Source organism: Mesorhizobium silamurunense, from assembly GCF_014843905.1.
Lineage (GTDB): Bacteria > Pseudomonadota > Alphaproteobacteria > Rhizobiales > Rhizobiaceae > Mesorhizobium > Mesorhizobium silamurunense.
This window is the reverse complement of the sequence record NZ_LPVS01000075.1, coordinates 71,030-86,778: the sequence shown is the minus strand read 5'-3', so window position 1 is coordinate 86,778 and position 15,749 is coordinate 71,030. Positions and strand designations below refer to the sequence as shown.

The following is a 15,749-nucleotide window of genomic DNA, read 5'->3' as shown; positions in this document are numbered from 1 at the left end:
CCGCGATCGCCGCCGACACGCCGGCCGGCGCACTGCCGCGCGCGCGCGGGGGCGCCACCTCGCTCGACGACCTGCGCCAGAAGATCAGGCCTGCGCCGCAGGAACGGCTGGCACGCATGGTCGACCTCAATGAGGAACGCACCGCCCAGATTCTGCGCAAATGGGCGGCCGCCCCGGAAGCCGCGGGTTAAGCCATGGCTTCGGGAGCCCTTTTCGATCTTCTGCCTGATTTCGGGTCGCACGCACCGCGCGCCGGCCAGGCACCGGCGGCACCTGACATCGAGCGCAAGCCGGAGGTATCCCTGCCGCAGGCCGACATCGGCGCGCTGATCGCCGAGGCGGTGGCCGATGCCGAAGCAGCGCTCGAGGCGCGCCTCGCGGCCGCCCACGCGGCGGCGCTAGAGGCCGAACGCCAAGCCAATGACGATGCGGCGAAAGCGTTCCTGGAAAGCTTCGGCGGCGATCTCGGCGCGGCGGTCGAGACGCGCATCGACGCCATGGAGGCGCGCGTTGCCGAGCTCGCTGGCGTCACGATAGCCCGCATCATCGGCGGCATCGTCAGCGACGATCTGCAGAAGCGTTCGCTCGACGCCCTTGCCCGCACCATCAACGCAGCGATTGCCGATAGTGAAGCCGTGCGCATCGGCGTGCGCGGGCCGTTGTCGCTGTTCGAGCCGCTGAAGGCAGCGCTTGGCGATCGCGCGGCCAATCTCGATTTCACCGAGGCCGCCGGTTTCGACCTGACCGTGACCATAGATGAAACGGTGTTCGAGACGCGCATCGCCGAATGGTCGGCTTCCCTGTCAGAGGTCCTGTCATGAGTGCCATCGACCACGGCGAGGCCAGGCACGAGATCATCATCGTCAAGCGCAATCACGACGGTCATGACGACGGCCATCACGGTGGCGTCTGGAAGATCGCCTTTGCCGACTTCATGACCGCCATGATGTGCTTCTTTCTCGTCATGTGGCTGATCAACGCCGCCAACGAGCAGACCAAGGCGGCGGTCGCCAGCTACTTCAATCCGGTCGAGCTGATCGATCGCAATTCCAGCCGCAAGGGCCTGGAAGATCTTGGCGACGGCCCGAGCAAGGTTGGTCTCACCGCCGACAATCCGCAGGATGGCGCCAGCAAGGCCGGCGAGAACGGCAAGGGCGGCGCCGGCTCCTCCGACCGAAGGCAAACCAAGCAGGCCTCGCAGAAGTCGGACCTCTCCGACGAGCATCTGTTTGCCGATCCCTACGCCGTGCTGTCGGAGATCGCCACCGACACCGGCGTGATGCAGAATGTCAGCGCCAAGGGTGAAGGCGGCGTTCAGAATGCCGGTCCAGCGACCGGCGCCTCCGGCGGCGAATCCTATCGCGATCCTTTCGCGCCGGATTTCTGGTCGCAGCAGGTGGTGACGCCCGGCGCCGAAGCCAGCGCCGAACGCAGGAAGATCGAAGGCGATCCGGCCAAGCCCGGCGAGAAGGTCGCCGAAACAGAAGTGCCGAAGGTCAAGGCCGTTCCGCCGGCGCCGCCGCAGTTGGATGCGCCGCTCGAGCCGCCGGCGACACCGGAAAAACCCGGTGCCAAGGCCGGATCGGGCGACACGAAAGTCGGGAGAGCCGAAGGCAAGCAGACCAAGGGCGAGAAAGCCCAGGCTGAAAAGGCGCAAGCCGAGGCCGCTGCGACCGACACCGCGAAACCGGAAACCGCAGGGGCCGAAACGGCAAAGGCCCAGATGGCAAAAGCGGAGCCCGAGCAGGCTTCCGAGAAGGGAGAAAAAGCTCCGAGCAGCGCCGCCCTCAAGGCCGCCGCCGAAATTAAGCAGGAACTGGCCAAAGCCTTCGAGCCGGGTGAAAAGCTGGCCCACGGCGTCTCCGTCGAGGCCACCGACAAGGGCGTCGTCATCTCAATCACCGATCAGCTCGACTTCGGCATGTTCGAGATCGGCTCGGCCGTGCCGCGCCGCGAGATGGTGCTGGCGATGGAGAAGATCGGCCACATCATCAACGAGAAGAAGGGCACTATCACCATCGGCGGCCATACCGACGCGCGACCGTTCCGCAGCGACACTTACGACAACTGGCGGCTGTCCACCGCCCGCGCCCACTCCGCCTATTACATGCTGGTGCGCGGCGGCGTCGACGAAAGCCGCATCACCGAGGTCGCAGGCTTCGCCAACCGCCAGCCCAAGATCCCGTCCGATCCGCTGGCCGCCGCGAACCGCCGCATCGAAATCCTGATGGCGACCGGCGGATGAGGGGCCGGACCGTCATCGGCCGCGCAATCGGGCTGCTGCTGCTTGCCGCAGGATCGCCGGCCGCGGCTTTCGCTCAGGACGGCTTGCAGCCCTATCAGTTGGTGCGTTCGCTGCAACTGATCCAGGACCGCATTGCCGGCGGCGATCATGCGGCGCTGCCGATGCAGGCCAAGCTCCTCGAAATGACCGACGCCAGGCTTCGCGCCGCCGATGCCGAGGATTTCAAGGATCCGAAGAATTTTCGCGCTCTGCTCGTCTACGGCATGAGCGGCGGCAACCCCGTCACCGTCGAGGCGGCGGCTTCGCGCGCGACGACCGACCCGCAGAGCCTTGCCATCGCCAAAGGGGTCGTCGCCTACCTGAACGGCAGGCCGGCCGCCGCGATTGAAATCCTGAAGCCGATCGACCCGATGAGCGTGCCCGCCGACCTCGGCGCCTTCCTGGCGCTGGTCAAGGGCTCGCTGCTCGCGACCGATGAACCCGCAACGGCGCTGACCTTGCTGGATGAGGCCCGCCTGCTCAGCCCCGGCACCCTGGTCGAGGAGGCAGCGCTTCGCCGTTCTGTCGGCCTCGCGGTGGCACAAGGCGACGCCGCGCGCTTCGCGCTCGCCTCGACACAATATGCCGCGGGTTACCTCTATTCACCCTATGCCAGCCAGTTCGCCGACTCCTTCGTCACCGGCGTGATCGCGCTGCACATGTCGATCAGCCAGGACAAGCTCGCCGACATCACCTCGATGATGGACCCGGAGCGCGAGAAGGTGATCTATCTGCGCATCGCCCGCCGCGCCGCGATCGACGGGCTGGCGGACCTCTCCGCCTTCGCCTCGGCCCGGGCCGAGCAGGGCCGCAACGGCAAAGGCAATCAGGACGACCCGCGCGCCGTGCTCTATTCGAGCCTCTCCACGGTGACGTCGGCCACGATCGACGATGTGCGGACAAGGCTCGGCAAGATCGATCGCGGCAAGCTTTCGGAGAGCGACCGCGCCTTGCTCGATGCGGCGCAGGCCGTCGCCGGCGAGGTTGTCGCTCCTGTTCCGGCGGCCAGCAAGGACGAGATCGAGGCCGCGGATTCGGCAAAGAGCGGCACGGCGAACCCCGCTGCCGAAACCGAGCCTGTGAGCCGGACCGACGCCGAAGCTTTGCCGCCGGTGGAGGGTGCTGCGTCCGAGCAGCCGGCTGTCGCGGCATCGGCCAAGCCGGCGGCGAACGTGCAGGCAGCGGCTCCTGCATCCCCGCCATCGACGGCTGAGGCTACGGCTGAAGCGCCTGCTTCCGCTCCGGCGCAGCCCGAAACACCACCTGTGCTGCCTGCGTCCGCGCCGGCCGCCGCGCCAAGTCTTGATCCGCACGATCCCACCGACGCCGCGATGATGAACGCACGCCGCCAGCTCGACCAGATTGACCAATTGCTCGGAGCCGCTCCCAAATGACCAGCGCCCAAATGACCAGCGTCAGTCAGACCATGCCGGGACTCGGGCCTGCCCACACCCAGTCGCGTCAGCACGCTGCCGACGGGAAGGAAAAAGGCTCGAACTTCGGCGAGATGGTGCATGGCGCCGAAAAATCGGCCCGGCAAGGCAAGCAGTCGGCCGAGCCTGGGTCTTCCGATGCGCATCCAATGCGGCGCGCCCTTGCCGGTTCGCCCAAAGCGCAACCTGACCAGGATGGGCAGAACAAGACCGCGGCGCAAAAGCCGGCAGCCGGAAAAGCCGCCAAGAACAACGCCGACACGGGTCACGTGAAAGCAACGGACGATGCCGACGCGGCAGCACAATCGTCCGCTCCGCTCCAGGACGGCCTGCCCTTGCTGATGGCGCTGGGCGATATCCGCCATTTCGCAACGGCGACAAATGCCGATCGCGGCGTATCCGCCGAGGGAGAGGCAGGCATCCAGCCCTCCATCGGCCAGTCCGCCGCTTCGCAGTTGGCGATCCGTCAGGGCAAACGCACATTGGCCGACGCTTCCGAAAGCGCCGAGCCATTGCCGCGATCCAGCCGCGCGACGATCGCGACGGAGAAGCCCGGGCCCGATTTCGGACAGAAGCCGGCCGGCGCCGGTCCGGGCGCCGACACATGGGTCCGCAAGGACGACGTCCTGCCCGGAAAACCTGGCATGGAGACCGACGCCGCAGCGCAGCAAAGCTGGCGTCCGGCGGCCGCCCAGAAAACAGCGCAAACGGCGCAATCCATCGCATCGATCAATCAGGCCAAGCCGTCCTCTGCCGCCGGACGCATGGATGTAGTCAGCCAGCAGAGCTTCCCGGCGCCGGCGCAAAATCCCATCGGCCAGACGGCTTCGGCGCTGGTCGAGGCGATCGCTTCCGACAATGGCGTTCAGCAGGCCTTCTCGAGCGCCTCTCAAACCGCCAATTCTGTTGCCGTTCCGACACATGTCCTGAAGATCGAGCTCCACCCGGCGGAGCTCGGCATGGTTGTCGCAAGCCTGCGACTTTCTGGAGAGCAACTTTCGATTGAGATGAAGCCGGAAACGCACGAGGCATACCGCCGCCTGACCGCCGACAGCGACGCCATAGTCAAGTCGCTCTGCGGTCTCGGCTTCGAGGTCGATCATGTCACCGTTATGCAACCATCGATAGCAGTTCATTCAGCCGGCCGCGCCGATGCGAACAGCGCCCTGTCGATGTCGACGGGCCGCGACCAGCCTTCGTTCCAACCGGGGAATTCGGGCGGCAACAGCGCCGGCGGCGACCGGCAACCGGGAAGGAACGACGGCAATGGCGCACAGGAATTCGGCCGCGCTGCTTCGCCTCTTCGCGAACGTGCTGGCGACGATATCTATATCTAGCCTGGTTGCGGCAAGCGCCGCGAGCGCCGGCTCAAATCCTTGCGAGCCGGAGATTCTGCGCGCCGCCGATCGCTATGGCGTGCCGACGGGAATCCTTTATGCGGTCGGCCTGACCGAGACGGGGAAGAAAGGCAGCCTTCAGCCCAACGCATTGAATATAGAAGGAAAAGCTGTTTTCCCGCGCAGCCGCGGAGAGGCGCTGGCGACATTCGAGAATGCCCGCCGCGAGGGCAGGACGCTGATCGATCTCGGCTGCATGCAGATCAACCATCGCTATCACGGCGCGCAGTTCCGCAGCGTCGAGGACATGCTCGACCCACACCAGAACGTCGACTATGCGGCGCGCTTCCTGGCGAGCCTCCATGCCCGCCATATGACCTGGTCGATGGCCGTCGCCCGCTATCATGCCGGCCCTGACAACGACCCGGCTCAGAAGGTCTATGTCTGCCGCGTCATTGCGAACATGGTCGCCACCGGCTTCGGCAAATGGACGCGGAACGCCAGTACCTTCTGCAATCAGTAGTTGTCGCGATAGCGACCTTTGAGCGGCCGCCGTCGGGGTTCGCGGCGGCTCCGGTATCGTCCTTGACCCGCTGCCGCCGATGCACTCCTGCAACCGCTTTTATTACGGCTCCCAAAAAAACTCCCAAGAAAATAGCTACAAGAAATGACGGTTTCCCAGGGTTCACCGCACCGGGTACCCCTTTCCGCACGGGGCAAATGAGATGATTCGGAGGGGTGGTCCGATGATCGTGATCGTTGACGAGCGCGAGCTCGTAACTGAGGGTTATAGCTCGCTTTTCGATCGCGAGGGCGTTGCCACCGCGGGCTTCGCGCCGGGCGAGTTCGGCGAGTGGGTGAGCTCCGCCGCCGACACCGACCTCAGATCGGTCAGGGCCTTCCTCATCGGCGACTGCCGCGAGGGCGCCATCTCGCCGCGCCAGATCCGCGACCGCACCGGCGCGCCGGTGATCGCGCTCAGCGAGCAGCACTCGCTGGAACACACGCTGCGGCTCTTCGAGAGCGGCGTCGACGACGTCGTCCGCAAGCCCGTGCACATCCGCGAGATTCTCGCCCGCATCACCGCCATCCGCCGCCGCGCGCATGAGGAGGCCGCCTATACCGAAGTCGGCTCGATGCGCATCTTCATGGACGGTCGCGACCCGGAGATCGACGGCGAGTCGCTGCCGCTACCGCGCCGCGAGCGGCGCATCCTGGAATATCTGGCCAGCAATCGCGGCCGGCGCGTGACCAAGACGCAGGTCTTCAATGCCATCTACGGCATCTTCGACGAAGAGGTCGAGGAGAACGTGGTGGAGAGCCACATCTCGAAGCTGCGCAAGAAACTGCGCGAAAAGCTCGGTCACGATCCAATCGATTCCAAGAGGTTCCTCGGCTATCGGCTGGTGTTCTGATGGCTCCTGCCGGCATAGCCCGCGCCAGCCTCGCGCAAGACACGAGGCTTAGTTTTGTGGCCTCTCAGAAAGGCACCGAGGAGATGTATCGATGAGCCTCTACGGAATGATGCGGACCGGCGTCTCCGGTATGAACGCGCAGGCCAACCGCTTGTCCGCGGTGGCCGACAACATCGCGAACTCCGACACCACCGGCTACAAGCGCTCCTCCGCCGAATTCTCGACGCTCATCATGCCGACGACCGGCGGCGCCTACAATTCGGGCGGCGTCACTACGACGATCCGCTCCGCCATCAGCTCGCAAGGCGTCCTGCAATACACGACTTCGGTGTCCGACCTCGCCGTCAACGGCGACGGCTTCTTCGTCGTGCAGGACCCGAGCGGCGCGCCCTATCTCACCCGCGCCGGCGCCTTCGTTCCTGATGCGCAAGGGCGCCTGGTCAATGCCGCCGGCTACCAGCTCATGGCCTACAGCTACGCCAACGGCGATCCGGCCGCGACCGCTAACGGCTTCGAAGGCCTGGTGCCGGTGCAGATTTCCGACCAGGAGATGACGGCGACGCCGAGCACGGAAGGCAATTTCACCGGCAACCTGCCGGCAGGCGCAACCCCGGTCGCAGCCGGCAGCCTGCCCTCCACGAACAGCCCGACCGCCGAATACACCTCGAAGTCCTCGCTGGTTGCCTATGACAATCTCGGCAACAAGGTGCTGCTCGACGTCTATTTCACCAACACCGGCTCAGGCACTTGGCAGGTCTCGGTCTTCGACCAGTCGAAAGCGACCCCCGGCACCTCCTTCCCTTATACGGGCGGCGCGCTGGGTACGGCCAATCTCACCTTCGACACCACCACCGGCAAGCTCACCGGCGCGACCACGGGCATCTCCTTCACGGTACCGAACGGCTCGACCCTCAACCTCGATCTCTCCAAGCTGACGCAGCTTGGAACCGGCTTCACCGTCTCCGACGCCAAGGTCAACGGCAATGCGCCGAGCACGATCGAAAAGATCCAGATCAGCCAGGACGGCGTCATCTACGCCCAGTACGAGGACGGCTCCACCAAGCCGCTCTACAAGATCCCGCTGGCCGATGTTCAGAGCCCCGACAACCTCACCGCGATGCCCGGCAACGTCTATGTGCAGAGCGCGGACTCAGGCGCCGTTCGCATCGGCTTTGCCAACGAAGGAAAGCTTGGCTCGGTCGTCTCGGGCGCGCTCGAAAATTCCAACGTCGATATCGCCGAGGAACTGACCAGCATGATTGCGGCCCAGCGTAGCTACACCGCCAATTCGAAAGTCTTCCAGACGGGTTCCGACCTGATGGATGTCCTGGTCAACCTGAAGAGATAACCCCATCGGGCGCCAGCCCGTGAAAGACCCGCATGTCGCTTTCCACCGCATTAAGCATCGCCCAGTCGGCGCTCCTGGCCACATCCAAGCAAACCAGCGTCGTGTCGCGCAATGTGGCCGACGCGTCCAACCCGGATTATGCCCGTCGCGTCGCCGTCGTCACCAGCACCGCGCCCGGCGCGCGATCGGTGGAAATCCAGCGCGCCGCCAATGACCTTCTGTTCCGGCAGAACCTTTCCGCGCTGTCCGCATGGAGCGGCCAGAGCGCGCTTTACAGCGGCATGGATCAGCTCGACCTCTCGGTCAACGGGGTCGACAATGCGTCGTCTCCGTCGACCGCGATCGCCAATCTGCAGCAGGCGCTGCAACTCTACGCCACCACGCCGTCGAACCAGAATCTCGGCGCCAGCGTCATCGACGCGGCCAAGCAGGTGGTAAGCTCGCTGAACGACGGCACCAGGGCGATCCAGGATTTCCGCACCCAGACCGACAGCCAGATCGCCACCGCGGTCGACGACCTGAACTCGCTGCTCAGCCAGTTCCAGGACGCCAACAAGGCCGTCATCGCCGGCACCCGCTCCGGGACGGATGTGTCCGACGCGCTCGACCAGCGCGACGCGCTTCTGAAGAAGGTCGCGGAATATGTACCGGTCTCGACTTTCACGCGCGGCGACAACGACATGGTCATCACCACCAAGGACGGCACGACGCTGTTCGAGACGGTGCCGCGCTCGGTGACCTTCACGCCCTCGGCCGGCTACACCGCCGGCAAGCCCGGCAACACGATCTACATCGACAATGTGCCGCTTTCGGCAGGCACCGGCGACAACACCAGCGCCGACGGCAAACTTGCCGGCATGCTGAAGCTGCGCGACGGCGTCGCCGCGACCATGCAGAGCCAGCTCGACGAGATCGCGCGCGGCCTGATCACGGCATTTGCCGAGACCGCGCCTTCGCAGCCTGACAAGGCGGGCCTGTTCACCTGGTCCGGCGCGCCGGCTATTCCCGCTGCCGGCACCCTGGTCAACGGCCTCGCCGGCTCGATCAGCGTCAACGCCGCGTTTGATCCGAGCGCCGGCGGCAGCCCGGCGCTGTTGCGTGACGGCGGCGCCAACGGCGCGGCCTATATCTCCAACACCAGCGGCGGTGCTTCCTACTCGGACCTGCTGATCGCCTACGGCAACAGACTGGATCAGCCGATGGCCTTCGATACGTCCGCCGCCATCGCGGTCAGCTCCGGCGTCACGGACTACGCGGCCAACGCCATCGGCTGGTTCGAAGGCGTGCGCCAGCAAGCGTCGACCAACGCCGACGCCAAGGAGGCGCTGGCCACGCGCACCGCCGAAGCGCTGTCGAACGATACCGGCGTTAATGTCGACCAGGAAATGTCCCTGCTTCTCGACCTCGAGCACACCTATCAGGCGTCAGCGCGCATGATGAAGACCGTCAACGACATGCTGGACGCCTTGTTGAGCGCGGTGGGATAAGCCATGAAAGCGACAGCCGTCTCCTCAGCCGCCATCTCCAACGCGCTGCGCTATCAGCAGATGCGCATGCAGGCCGAGCTCGTCAAGGCGACGACGGAATCCCAGAGCGGCAGGGTAGCGGATGTCGGCCTGGCGCTTGGCGGGCGCACGACACAGGCCGTCACCTTCCAGCGCGATCTCGACCGGCTGAACGGTATCGTCGATTCGAACTCGCTGGTCGCCGCGCGCCTGACATCGACGCAGGATTCGCTGGGTCAGCTCTCCGATGTCGCGCAGGACCTCCTGACGGCGTTGACCAGCGCCGTGTCGGGCGACTCCTCGACCAGCATCACCCAGACCGCCGCCGCCACGGCGCTGCAGCAGATGACGGGTATCTTGAACACAAGCGTCAACGGCGAATATCTGTTTGCCGGCACCAATACCGACGTCAAGCCGATCGACGATTTCAGCGCTGCCGGCTCGCCCGCCAAAGCGGCGTTCGACGCGGCCTTCAGCAGCTACTTCGGCTTCACCCAGAGCGACCCGGCGGCCGCCAATATCACCGCCGCCCAGATGGACGACTTCATCACCACAGCGGTCGAGTCGCAGTTCTTGGGCTCCGGCTGGCAGGCCAATTGGTCGAACGCCACCGACGATCAGATCACCAGCCGCATTTCATTGAGCGAGACCACGCAGACATCGGTCAGCGCCAACGAGCAGGGTATCCGCAAGCTCGCCATGGCGGCCGCCATGGTCAGCACCCTCTTCGCCGGCAACATCAGCCAGCAGGGCCAGAACACGATCGTCAGCCGCGCGCAAAAGCTGGTCGGCGAAGCCATCGGCGGCATCGTCCAGGTGCAATCCGAAGCCGGCCTCGCTCAGAAGCGCGTATCCGACGCCAGCGATCGCATGAAGACCCAGGTCGATCTGTTCGAGAAGCATATCATCGACCTCGAGGGCGTCGACCCCTCGGAGGCCGCCACCCGCGTGGCCGACCTGACGCAGCATATCGAAACATCCTTCGCCTTGACCGCGCGACTGCAGCAGCTCAGCCTGTTGAACTATCTCACCTGAACACTCTCACCGGAACGCCAGAGCTCCGACGATGTATCAATTCTCCTACGCCGACATCCAGACCGATTCCGTCGCCGACGCCAAAGACCGGGAGCGGAAGTTGCTCACCCGTTCGATCGACATGCTGTCCGCGGCAGCGGCCGTCGGGCTTGAGTCGATGGAGGCGGTCGAGGCGCTGCACTTCACCAACCGCATCTGGACCACCTTCGTCGAGGATCTCGGCTCCAGCGACAATGCGCTGCCCAAGGAGCTGCGCGCCAACCTGATCTCGATCGGCCTATGGCTGCTGCGCGAGACGGAGGACATCCGGCAGGGTCGCACCAACAATTTCGAAGGACTGATCGAGGTCTCCCAGATCATCCGAGACGGCATCCAATGACCAACACGCTGAAGATCTCGCTGAAGCCGAACGAGAAGATCTACATCAACGGCGCCGTCATCCGGGTCGACCGCAAGGTCACCCTCGAGCTGATGAACGACGTCCAGTTCCTGCTCGAGAGCCACGTCATCCAGGCCGAGCAGGCCTCGACGCCGCTCAGGCAGCTTTACTTCATCGTGCAGATCATGCTGATGAACCCGTCGGGCGCCGCCGAGGCCCGCGACATGTTCCGCCACTCGCTGCCGATGCTGATTGCGAGCTTCGACAACCAGGAGATCTGCAGCGCGCTGAAGCAGGTCGACCGCATGGTCGGCGAGGATCGCATCTACGAGGCGCTGAAAGCGATCCGCGCGCTCTTCCCGCTCGAGCGCCAGGCGCTTGGCGGCAATGACGACATTCCTGAAGCGCCGCGCGCGCTGGCTATGGGAGCATAAAGATGGCCGTGGACATGACAACGACGATCCCGGTTGGCGCCAACCAGGCCAGTCAGCAGACCTCGAAGACGGCGGTCGACTACCAGTCGTTCCTGAAGCTTCTGATCGCCGAGATGAAAAACCAGGACCCGACCAAGCCGATGGATTCGACGCAATATGTCGCGCAGCTCGCGACCTTCTCGCAGGTCGAGCAGTCGGTTCAGACCAACAGCAAGCTCGACCAGATCATGCAGTCCTCGGCGCTGTCGCAGGCGGACGCGCTGATCGGCCGTTCGATCACCTCTGCCGACGGCAAGACCACAGGGACCGTGGCTTCGGTGAAGCTCGCCAGCAGCGGCCTGATAGCGGTTCTGCAGGACGGCACCGAGGTCCCTGTGGGCGCGGGCGTATCGATCAAGCCGGCCGCCTGAAGCATGTCTTCCGAAACGCGGCCTGCTTTAGCTGGTTTCGCAAGGGTCTGCCCATGAACGAGGCCGACGCCCTCGATATCGTGCAATACGCGGTGTGGACGGTGCTCACCGCGTCCGCGCCGGTGGTGCTGGTGGCGATGGCGGTCGGCATCGGCATCGCGCTCATCCAGGCGCTGACCCAGATCCAGGAAATCACGCTCACCTTCGTGCCCAAGATCGTCGCCATCATGCTGGTGGTGGCGCTGACCGGTCCGTTCATCGGCAGCCAGATCTCGGCCTTCACCAACGTCATCTTCGAACGCATCGAGCACGGATTCTGATCCACGACCCTCGGGTGTTGAGCCGGATCGCTTGCAGCCGGTCCCGTTGTGGTTAGATTGGAAGTCATGCCGATTTCGGCGGCGTCTTGGAATTCGGACAGACTTCGGGAAGCGATGGATCAGGCAGGAGCGGCCTGCGGGCCATGTGCGGGATAGCCGGCGTCTGGCGGAAGCGCGATCCGATCGGCGCTGGCGATCTCTCCGAGATCGCCAGCATGATGCAGGCGCTGGCGCATCGCGGCCCCGACGACCATGACAGCTGGAACAGCGCCCGGCTGGCGCTCGGTCATCGGCGGCTCACCATCATCGACCCCTCCCCCGCCGCGCGCGAGCCGATGCTGACTGCATCCGGCGACGGCGTCCTTTGCTACAATGGCGAAGTCTACAATTATCGTTCGCTGCGCAAGACGTTGGAAGCCGAAGGCCTCGAGTTCCGCACGGTCTCCGACACCGAGGTGGTGCTCCAGGCCCTGCACCACTGGGGCGTCGAGAAGGCCGTGCCGCTATTCGACGGCATGTTCGCCTTCGCCTATTTCGATCAGCGCGACGGCGCGCTGTGGCTTGCCCGCGACAGGCTCGGCATCAAGCCGATATCGGTGGCCGACACCGCGGACCGGCTGCTGTTCGCCTCCGAGGACAAGGCGATCCTTGCCTGCCACGATTTTGCGCGCAAGGTCGACGCTCGCGAAATCACCTTGCGGCTTGCCTGGCAGAGTCGCGATTCCAGCTATAGCGTCTTCGAAGGCATCGAACGCCTGCCTCCCGCCGGCCTTTGGAAGATCGGCGATGGCGGCATCGAGAAGCGGCGTTTCTGGCATGTGCTCGACGTCCTGGAGACATCGCGTATCATCGACGACAGGACGTCCGATGCCGGGCACTTGGCCGCTCTTCAGACGCTGCTCGAGGAAAGCGTCGAGCTGCACTGCATCGCCGATGCCAGCCTGGCCACCGCCTGCAGCGGCGGTGTCGATTCCGGTCTGATCACCGCGCTTGCCAAGCGCCACCGGCCGGAGATGCACGGCTATGTCGTCGACCCGCGGCTCGGCCGCAGCGAGGCCGAAAGCGCCGAGCGGACCGGCCGCCATGTCGGTGTCAGCCTGCGCCGCGTGCCTGTCGACCGCGATCGCTTCCTCGAGCTCTGGCCACGTGCGGTCTGGCATCTGGAGAGCGACGGCTGGCATGCCAGCGTGGCCGGCCTGCTGGCGCTTGCGGATCGATGCCGCGCCGACGGCGTCAAGGTACTGCTCACCGGCGAAGGATCGGACGAGCTGTTCGGCGGCTACAAATGGCAGGCGTCGACCCTCAGGCTTTGGCGCCAGTCATGGCTGCGGCGCCTGTTTCGCTCGAAAGCCGACCAGGACCGGAAATTCGCGCGGCTTCGCCGCTCCCCGTTTCGCAACTCGATCGGCCGGGGCTCGCCCTGGGACCGCAACATCGTGTTGCGAGCGCTCTCGCCGGAACTGAACTTCCTGCAAACCAAGCTGTTCGACCGGCTCGAGGGCGTCAGCCCGGACAGCGACCGTGCCTTCCTGGCAAACTGCCTCTACGATCTCTATTCGCACCTGCAGGATCTGCTGCATCGGCATGACCGCCTCAGCATGGCGGCTTCGGTCGAGCTGAGGGTGCCGTTCCTCGAGAACCGGCTGATCGATTTCGCGATGCATCTGCCGAGGCGGCAAAAATATCGCAACAGGACCGGCAAATGGCTGCTGAAGAAACTCGCCGAACGCCATCTGCCGCGTGAAAACATTTATGTGGCCAAGAACGGCTTCGAGATGTCCGGCGCCTTTTCGGCCGGCACGCAGGGTCTGCTGCGCGGCGGCTTCCTGCGCGACGCCATGAAATGGTCCGCATCCGAGCTGGATGACCTCATCGACATGGCAAGAGGCGAGGAGGCGTCACGACTGCGCCTCGTCGGCATGGAGATGCTGCTGAGGCTCTACATGGGCGGTGAGACGGCAGGGAGCCTGACCGAGGCGCTGCATGCCGGAACCAGGGGCGCGAAGTAACCGAGGTTTGGTCCACACCGGCAAGATGCTTGGCTTAAAGCTTCGCCGACGCATTTTCGCCTTTGCCTTCCTGTTGTTGGACCGCGATCCTTTGGCGAGTCGCCAGCGCGACTGTTCGGCGTTCCGTGAAACAGTGAACCGATCTAAGGCGCGGCGAAACGCAAAACGCAGATGAAGGCGGGACAGCGACCATGATCGACGACGAGCCGGAAAGCGAACGCGTCTCGGCGCTGGCGCCGTTCCGGCACGGCATCTTCCGCGCCGTCTGGTCGGCCAGCCTGGTGTCGAATTTCGGCGGCCTGATTCAGGGCGTCGGCGCCGCTTGGATGATGACGACCATCGCCACTTCGTCCTACCAGGTGGCGCTGGTCCAGGCCTCGACCACCTTGCCGATCATGCTGTTCGCGCTGATTGCCGGCGCCATCGCCGACAGCTTCAACCGCCGCAAGGTCATGCTGGTGGCGCAGACCTTCATGCTGGTCGTCTCGGCGCTGCTCACCTTATTCACCTGGTTCGGCTGGATGACGCCGTGGACGCTGCTGGCCTTCACCTTCCTGATCGACAGCGGCACGGCGCTGAACAGCCCGTCATGGCAGGCTTCGGTCGGCGACATGGTGCCGCGCGCCAAGGTGCCGGCGGCGGTCGCGCTCAATTCGATGGGCTTCAACATCACACGCAGCGTCGGCCCGGCGATCGGCGGCATCATCGTTGCCGCCGCGGGCGCGGCGGCAGCCTTCGCCGCCAACGCTATCAGCTATATCGGCCTGATCGTGGTGCTGTTCCGCTGGAAGCCGGATGTGCCGGCGCAGACCCTGCCGCGCGAGTCGCTGGGCGCGGCGATGGGCGCCGGCTTGCGCTACGTCGCCATGTCGCCGAACATCGGCAAGGTGCTGGCGAGAGGCTCGGCTTTCGGTTTCAGCGCCGGCGCGGTGCTGGCGCTGTTGCCGCTGGTGGCGCGCGATGTCGTCAAGGGCGACGCGCTGACCTACGGCATCATGCTCGGCGCCTTCGGCATCGGCGCGGTCGGCGGCGCGCTGATCAGCGTGCGGCTGAGGCAGTTGCTCTCCAGCGAGACCATGGTGCGCGCCGCCTTCGCGGGCTTTGCGCTTTGCGCCTTCAACGCCGCCGTCAGCCACAATGCGTGGCAGACATCGGCCGGCCTGCTCATCGGCGGCGCCTGCTGGGTGATCGCGCTCTCGCACTTCAACGTCACGGTGCAGATGTCGACGCCGCGCTGGGTGGTCGGCCGCGTGCTGTCGATCTACCAGACGGCGACTTTCGGCGGCATTGCGCTGGGCAGCTGGATCTGGGGCGTCGTCGCCGACGCGCATGGCGCGGAGACGGCGCTGATGGCGGCCGCTGTCGCCATGCTGGCGGGCGGCGCCATCGGCTTCATCCTGCCGCTGCCGCAACAAACCGCTCTCAACCTCGATCCGCTCAACCGTTTCAAGGAGCCGATGCTGGCGCTCGATTTGAAGCCGCGCAGCGGCCCGATCGCCATCATGATCGAATACGTCATCCGCGAGGAGGACGTGCCGGAATTCCTCGCCACCATGGCCGAGCGCGGCCGCATCCGCCGCCGCGACGGCGCCCGCAACTGGACCCTCGCCCGCGATCTCGAAAATCCCGGCATCTGGATCGAGCACTACCACACGCCGACCTGGGTCGAGTACATCCGCCACAACCGGCGCGCCACCCATGCCGACGCGGTGGTCGGCGAGCGCATCCGCGCGCTGCACAGCGGCGAGAGCCCGCCGCGCGTGCGCCGCATGATCGAACGCCCGACCACCGCCGGCACGGCCCTTGTCTCGCCCAAGGGTCCGATCGAGCATTAGGGGCT

The 15,749-nt window shown here is 65.3% G+C and carries 15 protein-coding genes and 1 pseudogene; all 16 read left to right on the top strand.

The window, feature by feature from the left end; translation table 11 throughout:
• Nucleotides 1-191 (top strand): annotated as a pseudogene (locus AU465_RS21450) (flagellar basal-body MS-ring/collar protein FliF); the annotation flags it as partial.
• Between the two features lie 3 nt (nucleotides 192-194).
• On the top strand, nucleotides 195-821 hold the full coding sequence (locus tag AU465_RS21445) for a hypothetical protein (RefSeq protein WP_192252549.1): 627 nt from the start codon (nucleotides 195-197) through the stop codon (nucleotides 819-821).
• Nucleotides 818-2,245, top strand: coding sequence for a MotB family protein (locus AU465_RS21440; RefSeq protein ID WP_192252546.1), 1,428 nt, complete (start codon nucleotides 818-820; stop codon nucleotides 2,243-2,245). The genes AU465_RS21445 and AU465_RS21440 overlap by 4 nt, the downstream gene beginning before the upstream one ends.
• Entirely contained in the window at nucleotides 2,242-3,678 is a 1,437-nt protein-coding gene (locus tag AU465_RS21435) for a MotC family chemotaxis protein (RefSeq protein ID WP_192252543.1), read from the top strand. Before AU465_RS21440 ends, AU465_RS21435 begins: the two co-directional genes overlap by 4 nt.
• Nucleotides 3,675-5,054 (top strand): flagellar hook-length control protein FliK, encoded by a 1,380-nt coding sequence (gene fliK / locus AU465_RS21430; RefSeq protein WP_246506303.1) that lies wholly within the window; start codon nucleotides 3,675-3,677, stop codon nucleotides 5,052-5,054. Before AU465_RS21435 ends, fliK begins: the two co-directional genes overlap by 4 nt.
• Complete coding sequence (locus AU465_RS21425; RefSeq protein ID WP_192252541.1) at nucleotides 4,984-5,577, top strand: transglycosylase SLT domain-containing protein; 594 nt, start codon at nucleotides 4,984-4,986, stop codon at nucleotides 5,575-5,577. Before fliK ends, AU465_RS21425 begins: the two co-directional genes overlap by 71 nt.
• 223 nt (nucleotides 5,578-5,800) lie before the next feature.
• Complete coding sequence (locus AU465_RS21420) at nucleotides 5,801-6,469, top strand: response regulator transcription factor (RefSeq protein ID WP_192252539.1); 669 nt, start codon at nucleotides 5,801-5,803, stop codon at nucleotides 6,467-6,469.
• Nucleotides 6,470-6,560: 91 nt separating this feature from the next.
• Entirely contained in the window at nucleotides 6,561-7,817 is a 1,257-nt protein-coding gene (locus AU465_RS21415) for a flagellar hook protein FlgE (RefSeq protein WP_192252537.1), read from the top strand.
• A gap of 32 nt (nucleotides 7,818-7,849) precedes the next feature.
• A complete protein-coding gene (gene flgK / locus AU465_RS21410) occupies nucleotides 7,850-9,304 on the top strand; it encodes a flagellar hook-associated protein FlgK (RefSeq protein WP_192252535.1) in 1,455 nt (484 codons plus the stop codon).
• 3 nt (nucleotides 9,305-9,307) lie between these two features.
• On the top strand, nucleotides 9,308-10,357 hold the full coding sequence (locus tag AU465_RS21405; protein ID WP_192252533.1) for a flagellar hook-associated family protein: 1,050 nt from the start codon (nucleotides 9,308-9,310) through the stop codon (nucleotides 10,355-10,357).
• A gap of 31 nt (nucleotides 10,358-10,388) precedes the next feature.
• A complete protein-coding gene (flaF, locus tag AU465_RS21400) occupies nucleotides 10,389-10,736 on the top strand; it encodes a flagellar biosynthesis regulator FlaF (protein ID WP_192252531.1) in 348 nt (115 codons plus the stop codon).
• On the top strand, nucleotides 10,733-11,170 hold the full coding sequence (gene flbT, locus AU465_RS21395) for a flagellar biosynthesis repressor FlbT (protein WP_192252528.1): 438 nt from the start codon (nucleotides 10,733-10,735) through the stop codon (nucleotides 11,168-11,170). The genes flaF and flbT overlap by 4 nt, the downstream gene beginning before the upstream one ends.
• Nucleotides 11,171-11,172: 2 nt before the next feature.
• Nucleotides 11,173-11,580: a flagellar hook assembly protein FlgD gene (gene flgD / locus AU465_RS21390; RefSeq protein ID WP_126098093.1), complete on the top strand. Its 408-nt coding sequence runs from the start codon at nucleotides 11,173-11,175 to the stop codon at nucleotides 11,578-11,580.
• Nucleotides 11,581-11,633: 53 nt separating this feature from the next.
• Nucleotides 11,634-11,900 carry a flagellar biosynthesis protein FliQ gene (gene fliQ, locus AU465_RS21385; RefSeq protein ID WP_027165133.1) on the top strand — a complete coding sequence of 89 codons (267 nt, stop codon included), beginning with the start codon at nucleotides 11,634-11,636 and terminating at the stop codon, nucleotides 11,898-11,900.
• Between the two features lie 143 nt (nucleotides 11,901-12,043).
• Nucleotides 12,044-13,909, top strand: a complete 1,866-nt coding sequence (gene asnB, locus AU465_RS21380) for an asparagine synthase (glutamine-hydrolyzing) (RefSeq protein ID WP_192252525.1) — start codon at nucleotides 12,044-12,046, stop codon at nucleotides 13,907-13,909.
• Between the two features lie 191 nt (nucleotides 13,910-14,100).
• Nucleotides 14,101-15,744 (top strand): MFS transporter, encoded by a 1,644-nt coding sequence (locus AU465_RS21375; RefSeq protein ID WP_192252522.1) that lies wholly within the window; start codon nucleotides 14,101-14,103, stop codon nucleotides 15,742-15,744.
• Nucleotides 15,745-15,749: the final 5 nt, after the last annotated feature.

Bases quoted from the DNA above. Each gene is read 5' to 3' on its own strand.
- AU465_RS21445 (WP_192252549.1), top strand. From the start codon at position 195: ATGGCTTCGGGAGCCCTTTTCGATCTTCTGCCTGATTTCGGGTCGCAC.
- AU465_RS21440 (WP_192252546.1), top strand. From the start codon at position 818: ATGAGTGCCATCGACCACGGCGAGGCCAGGCACGAGATCATCATCGTC.
- AU465_RS21435 (WP_192252543.1), top strand. From the start codon at position 2,242: ATGAGGGGCCGGACCGTCATCGGCCGCGCAATCGGGCTGCTGCTGCTT.
- fliK (WP_246506303.1), top strand. From the start codon at position 3,675: ATGACCAGCGCCCAAATGACCAGCGTCAGTCAGACCATGCCGGGACTC.
- AU465_RS21425 (WP_192252541.1), top strand. From the start codon at position 4,984: ATGGCGCACAGGAATTCGGCCGCGCTGCTTCGCCTCTTCGCGAACGTG.
- AU465_RS21420 (WP_192252539.1), top strand. From the start codon at position 5,801: ATGATCGTGATCGTTGACGAGCGCGAGCTCGTAACTGAGGGTTATAGC.
- AU465_RS21415 (WP_192252537.1), top strand. From the start codon at position 6,561: ATGAGCCTCTACGGAATGATGCGGACCGGCGTCTCCGGTATGAACGCG.
- flgK (WP_192252535.1), top strand. From the start codon at position 7,850: ATGTCGCTTTCCACCGCATTAAGCATCGCCCAGTCGGCGCTCCTGGCC.
- AU465_RS21405 (WP_192252533.1), top strand. From the start codon at position 9,308: ATGAAAGCGACAGCCGTCTCCTCAGCCGCCATCTCCAACGCGCTGCGC.
- flaF (WP_192252531.1), top strand. From the start codon at position 10,389: ATGTATCAATTCTCCTACGCCGACATCCAGACCGATTCCGTCGCCGAC.
- flbT (WP_192252528.1), top strand. From the start codon at position 10,733: ATGACCAACACGCTGAAGATCTCGCTGAAGCCGAACGAGAAGATCTAC.
- flgD (WP_126098093.1), top strand. From the start codon at position 11,173: ATGGCCGTGGACATGACAACGACGATCCCGGTTGGCGCCAACCAGGCC.
- fliQ (WP_027165133.1), top strand. From the start codon at position 11,634: ATGAACGAGGCCGACGCCCTCGATATCGTGCAATACGCGGTGTGGACG.
- asnB (WP_192252525.1), top strand. From the start codon at position 12,044: ATGTGCGGGATAGCCGGCGTCTGGCGGAAGCGCGATCCGATCGGCGCT.
- AU465_RS21375 (WP_192252522.1), top strand. From the start codon at position 14,101: ATGATCGACGACGAGCCGGAAAGCGAACGCGTCTCGGCGCTGGCGCCG.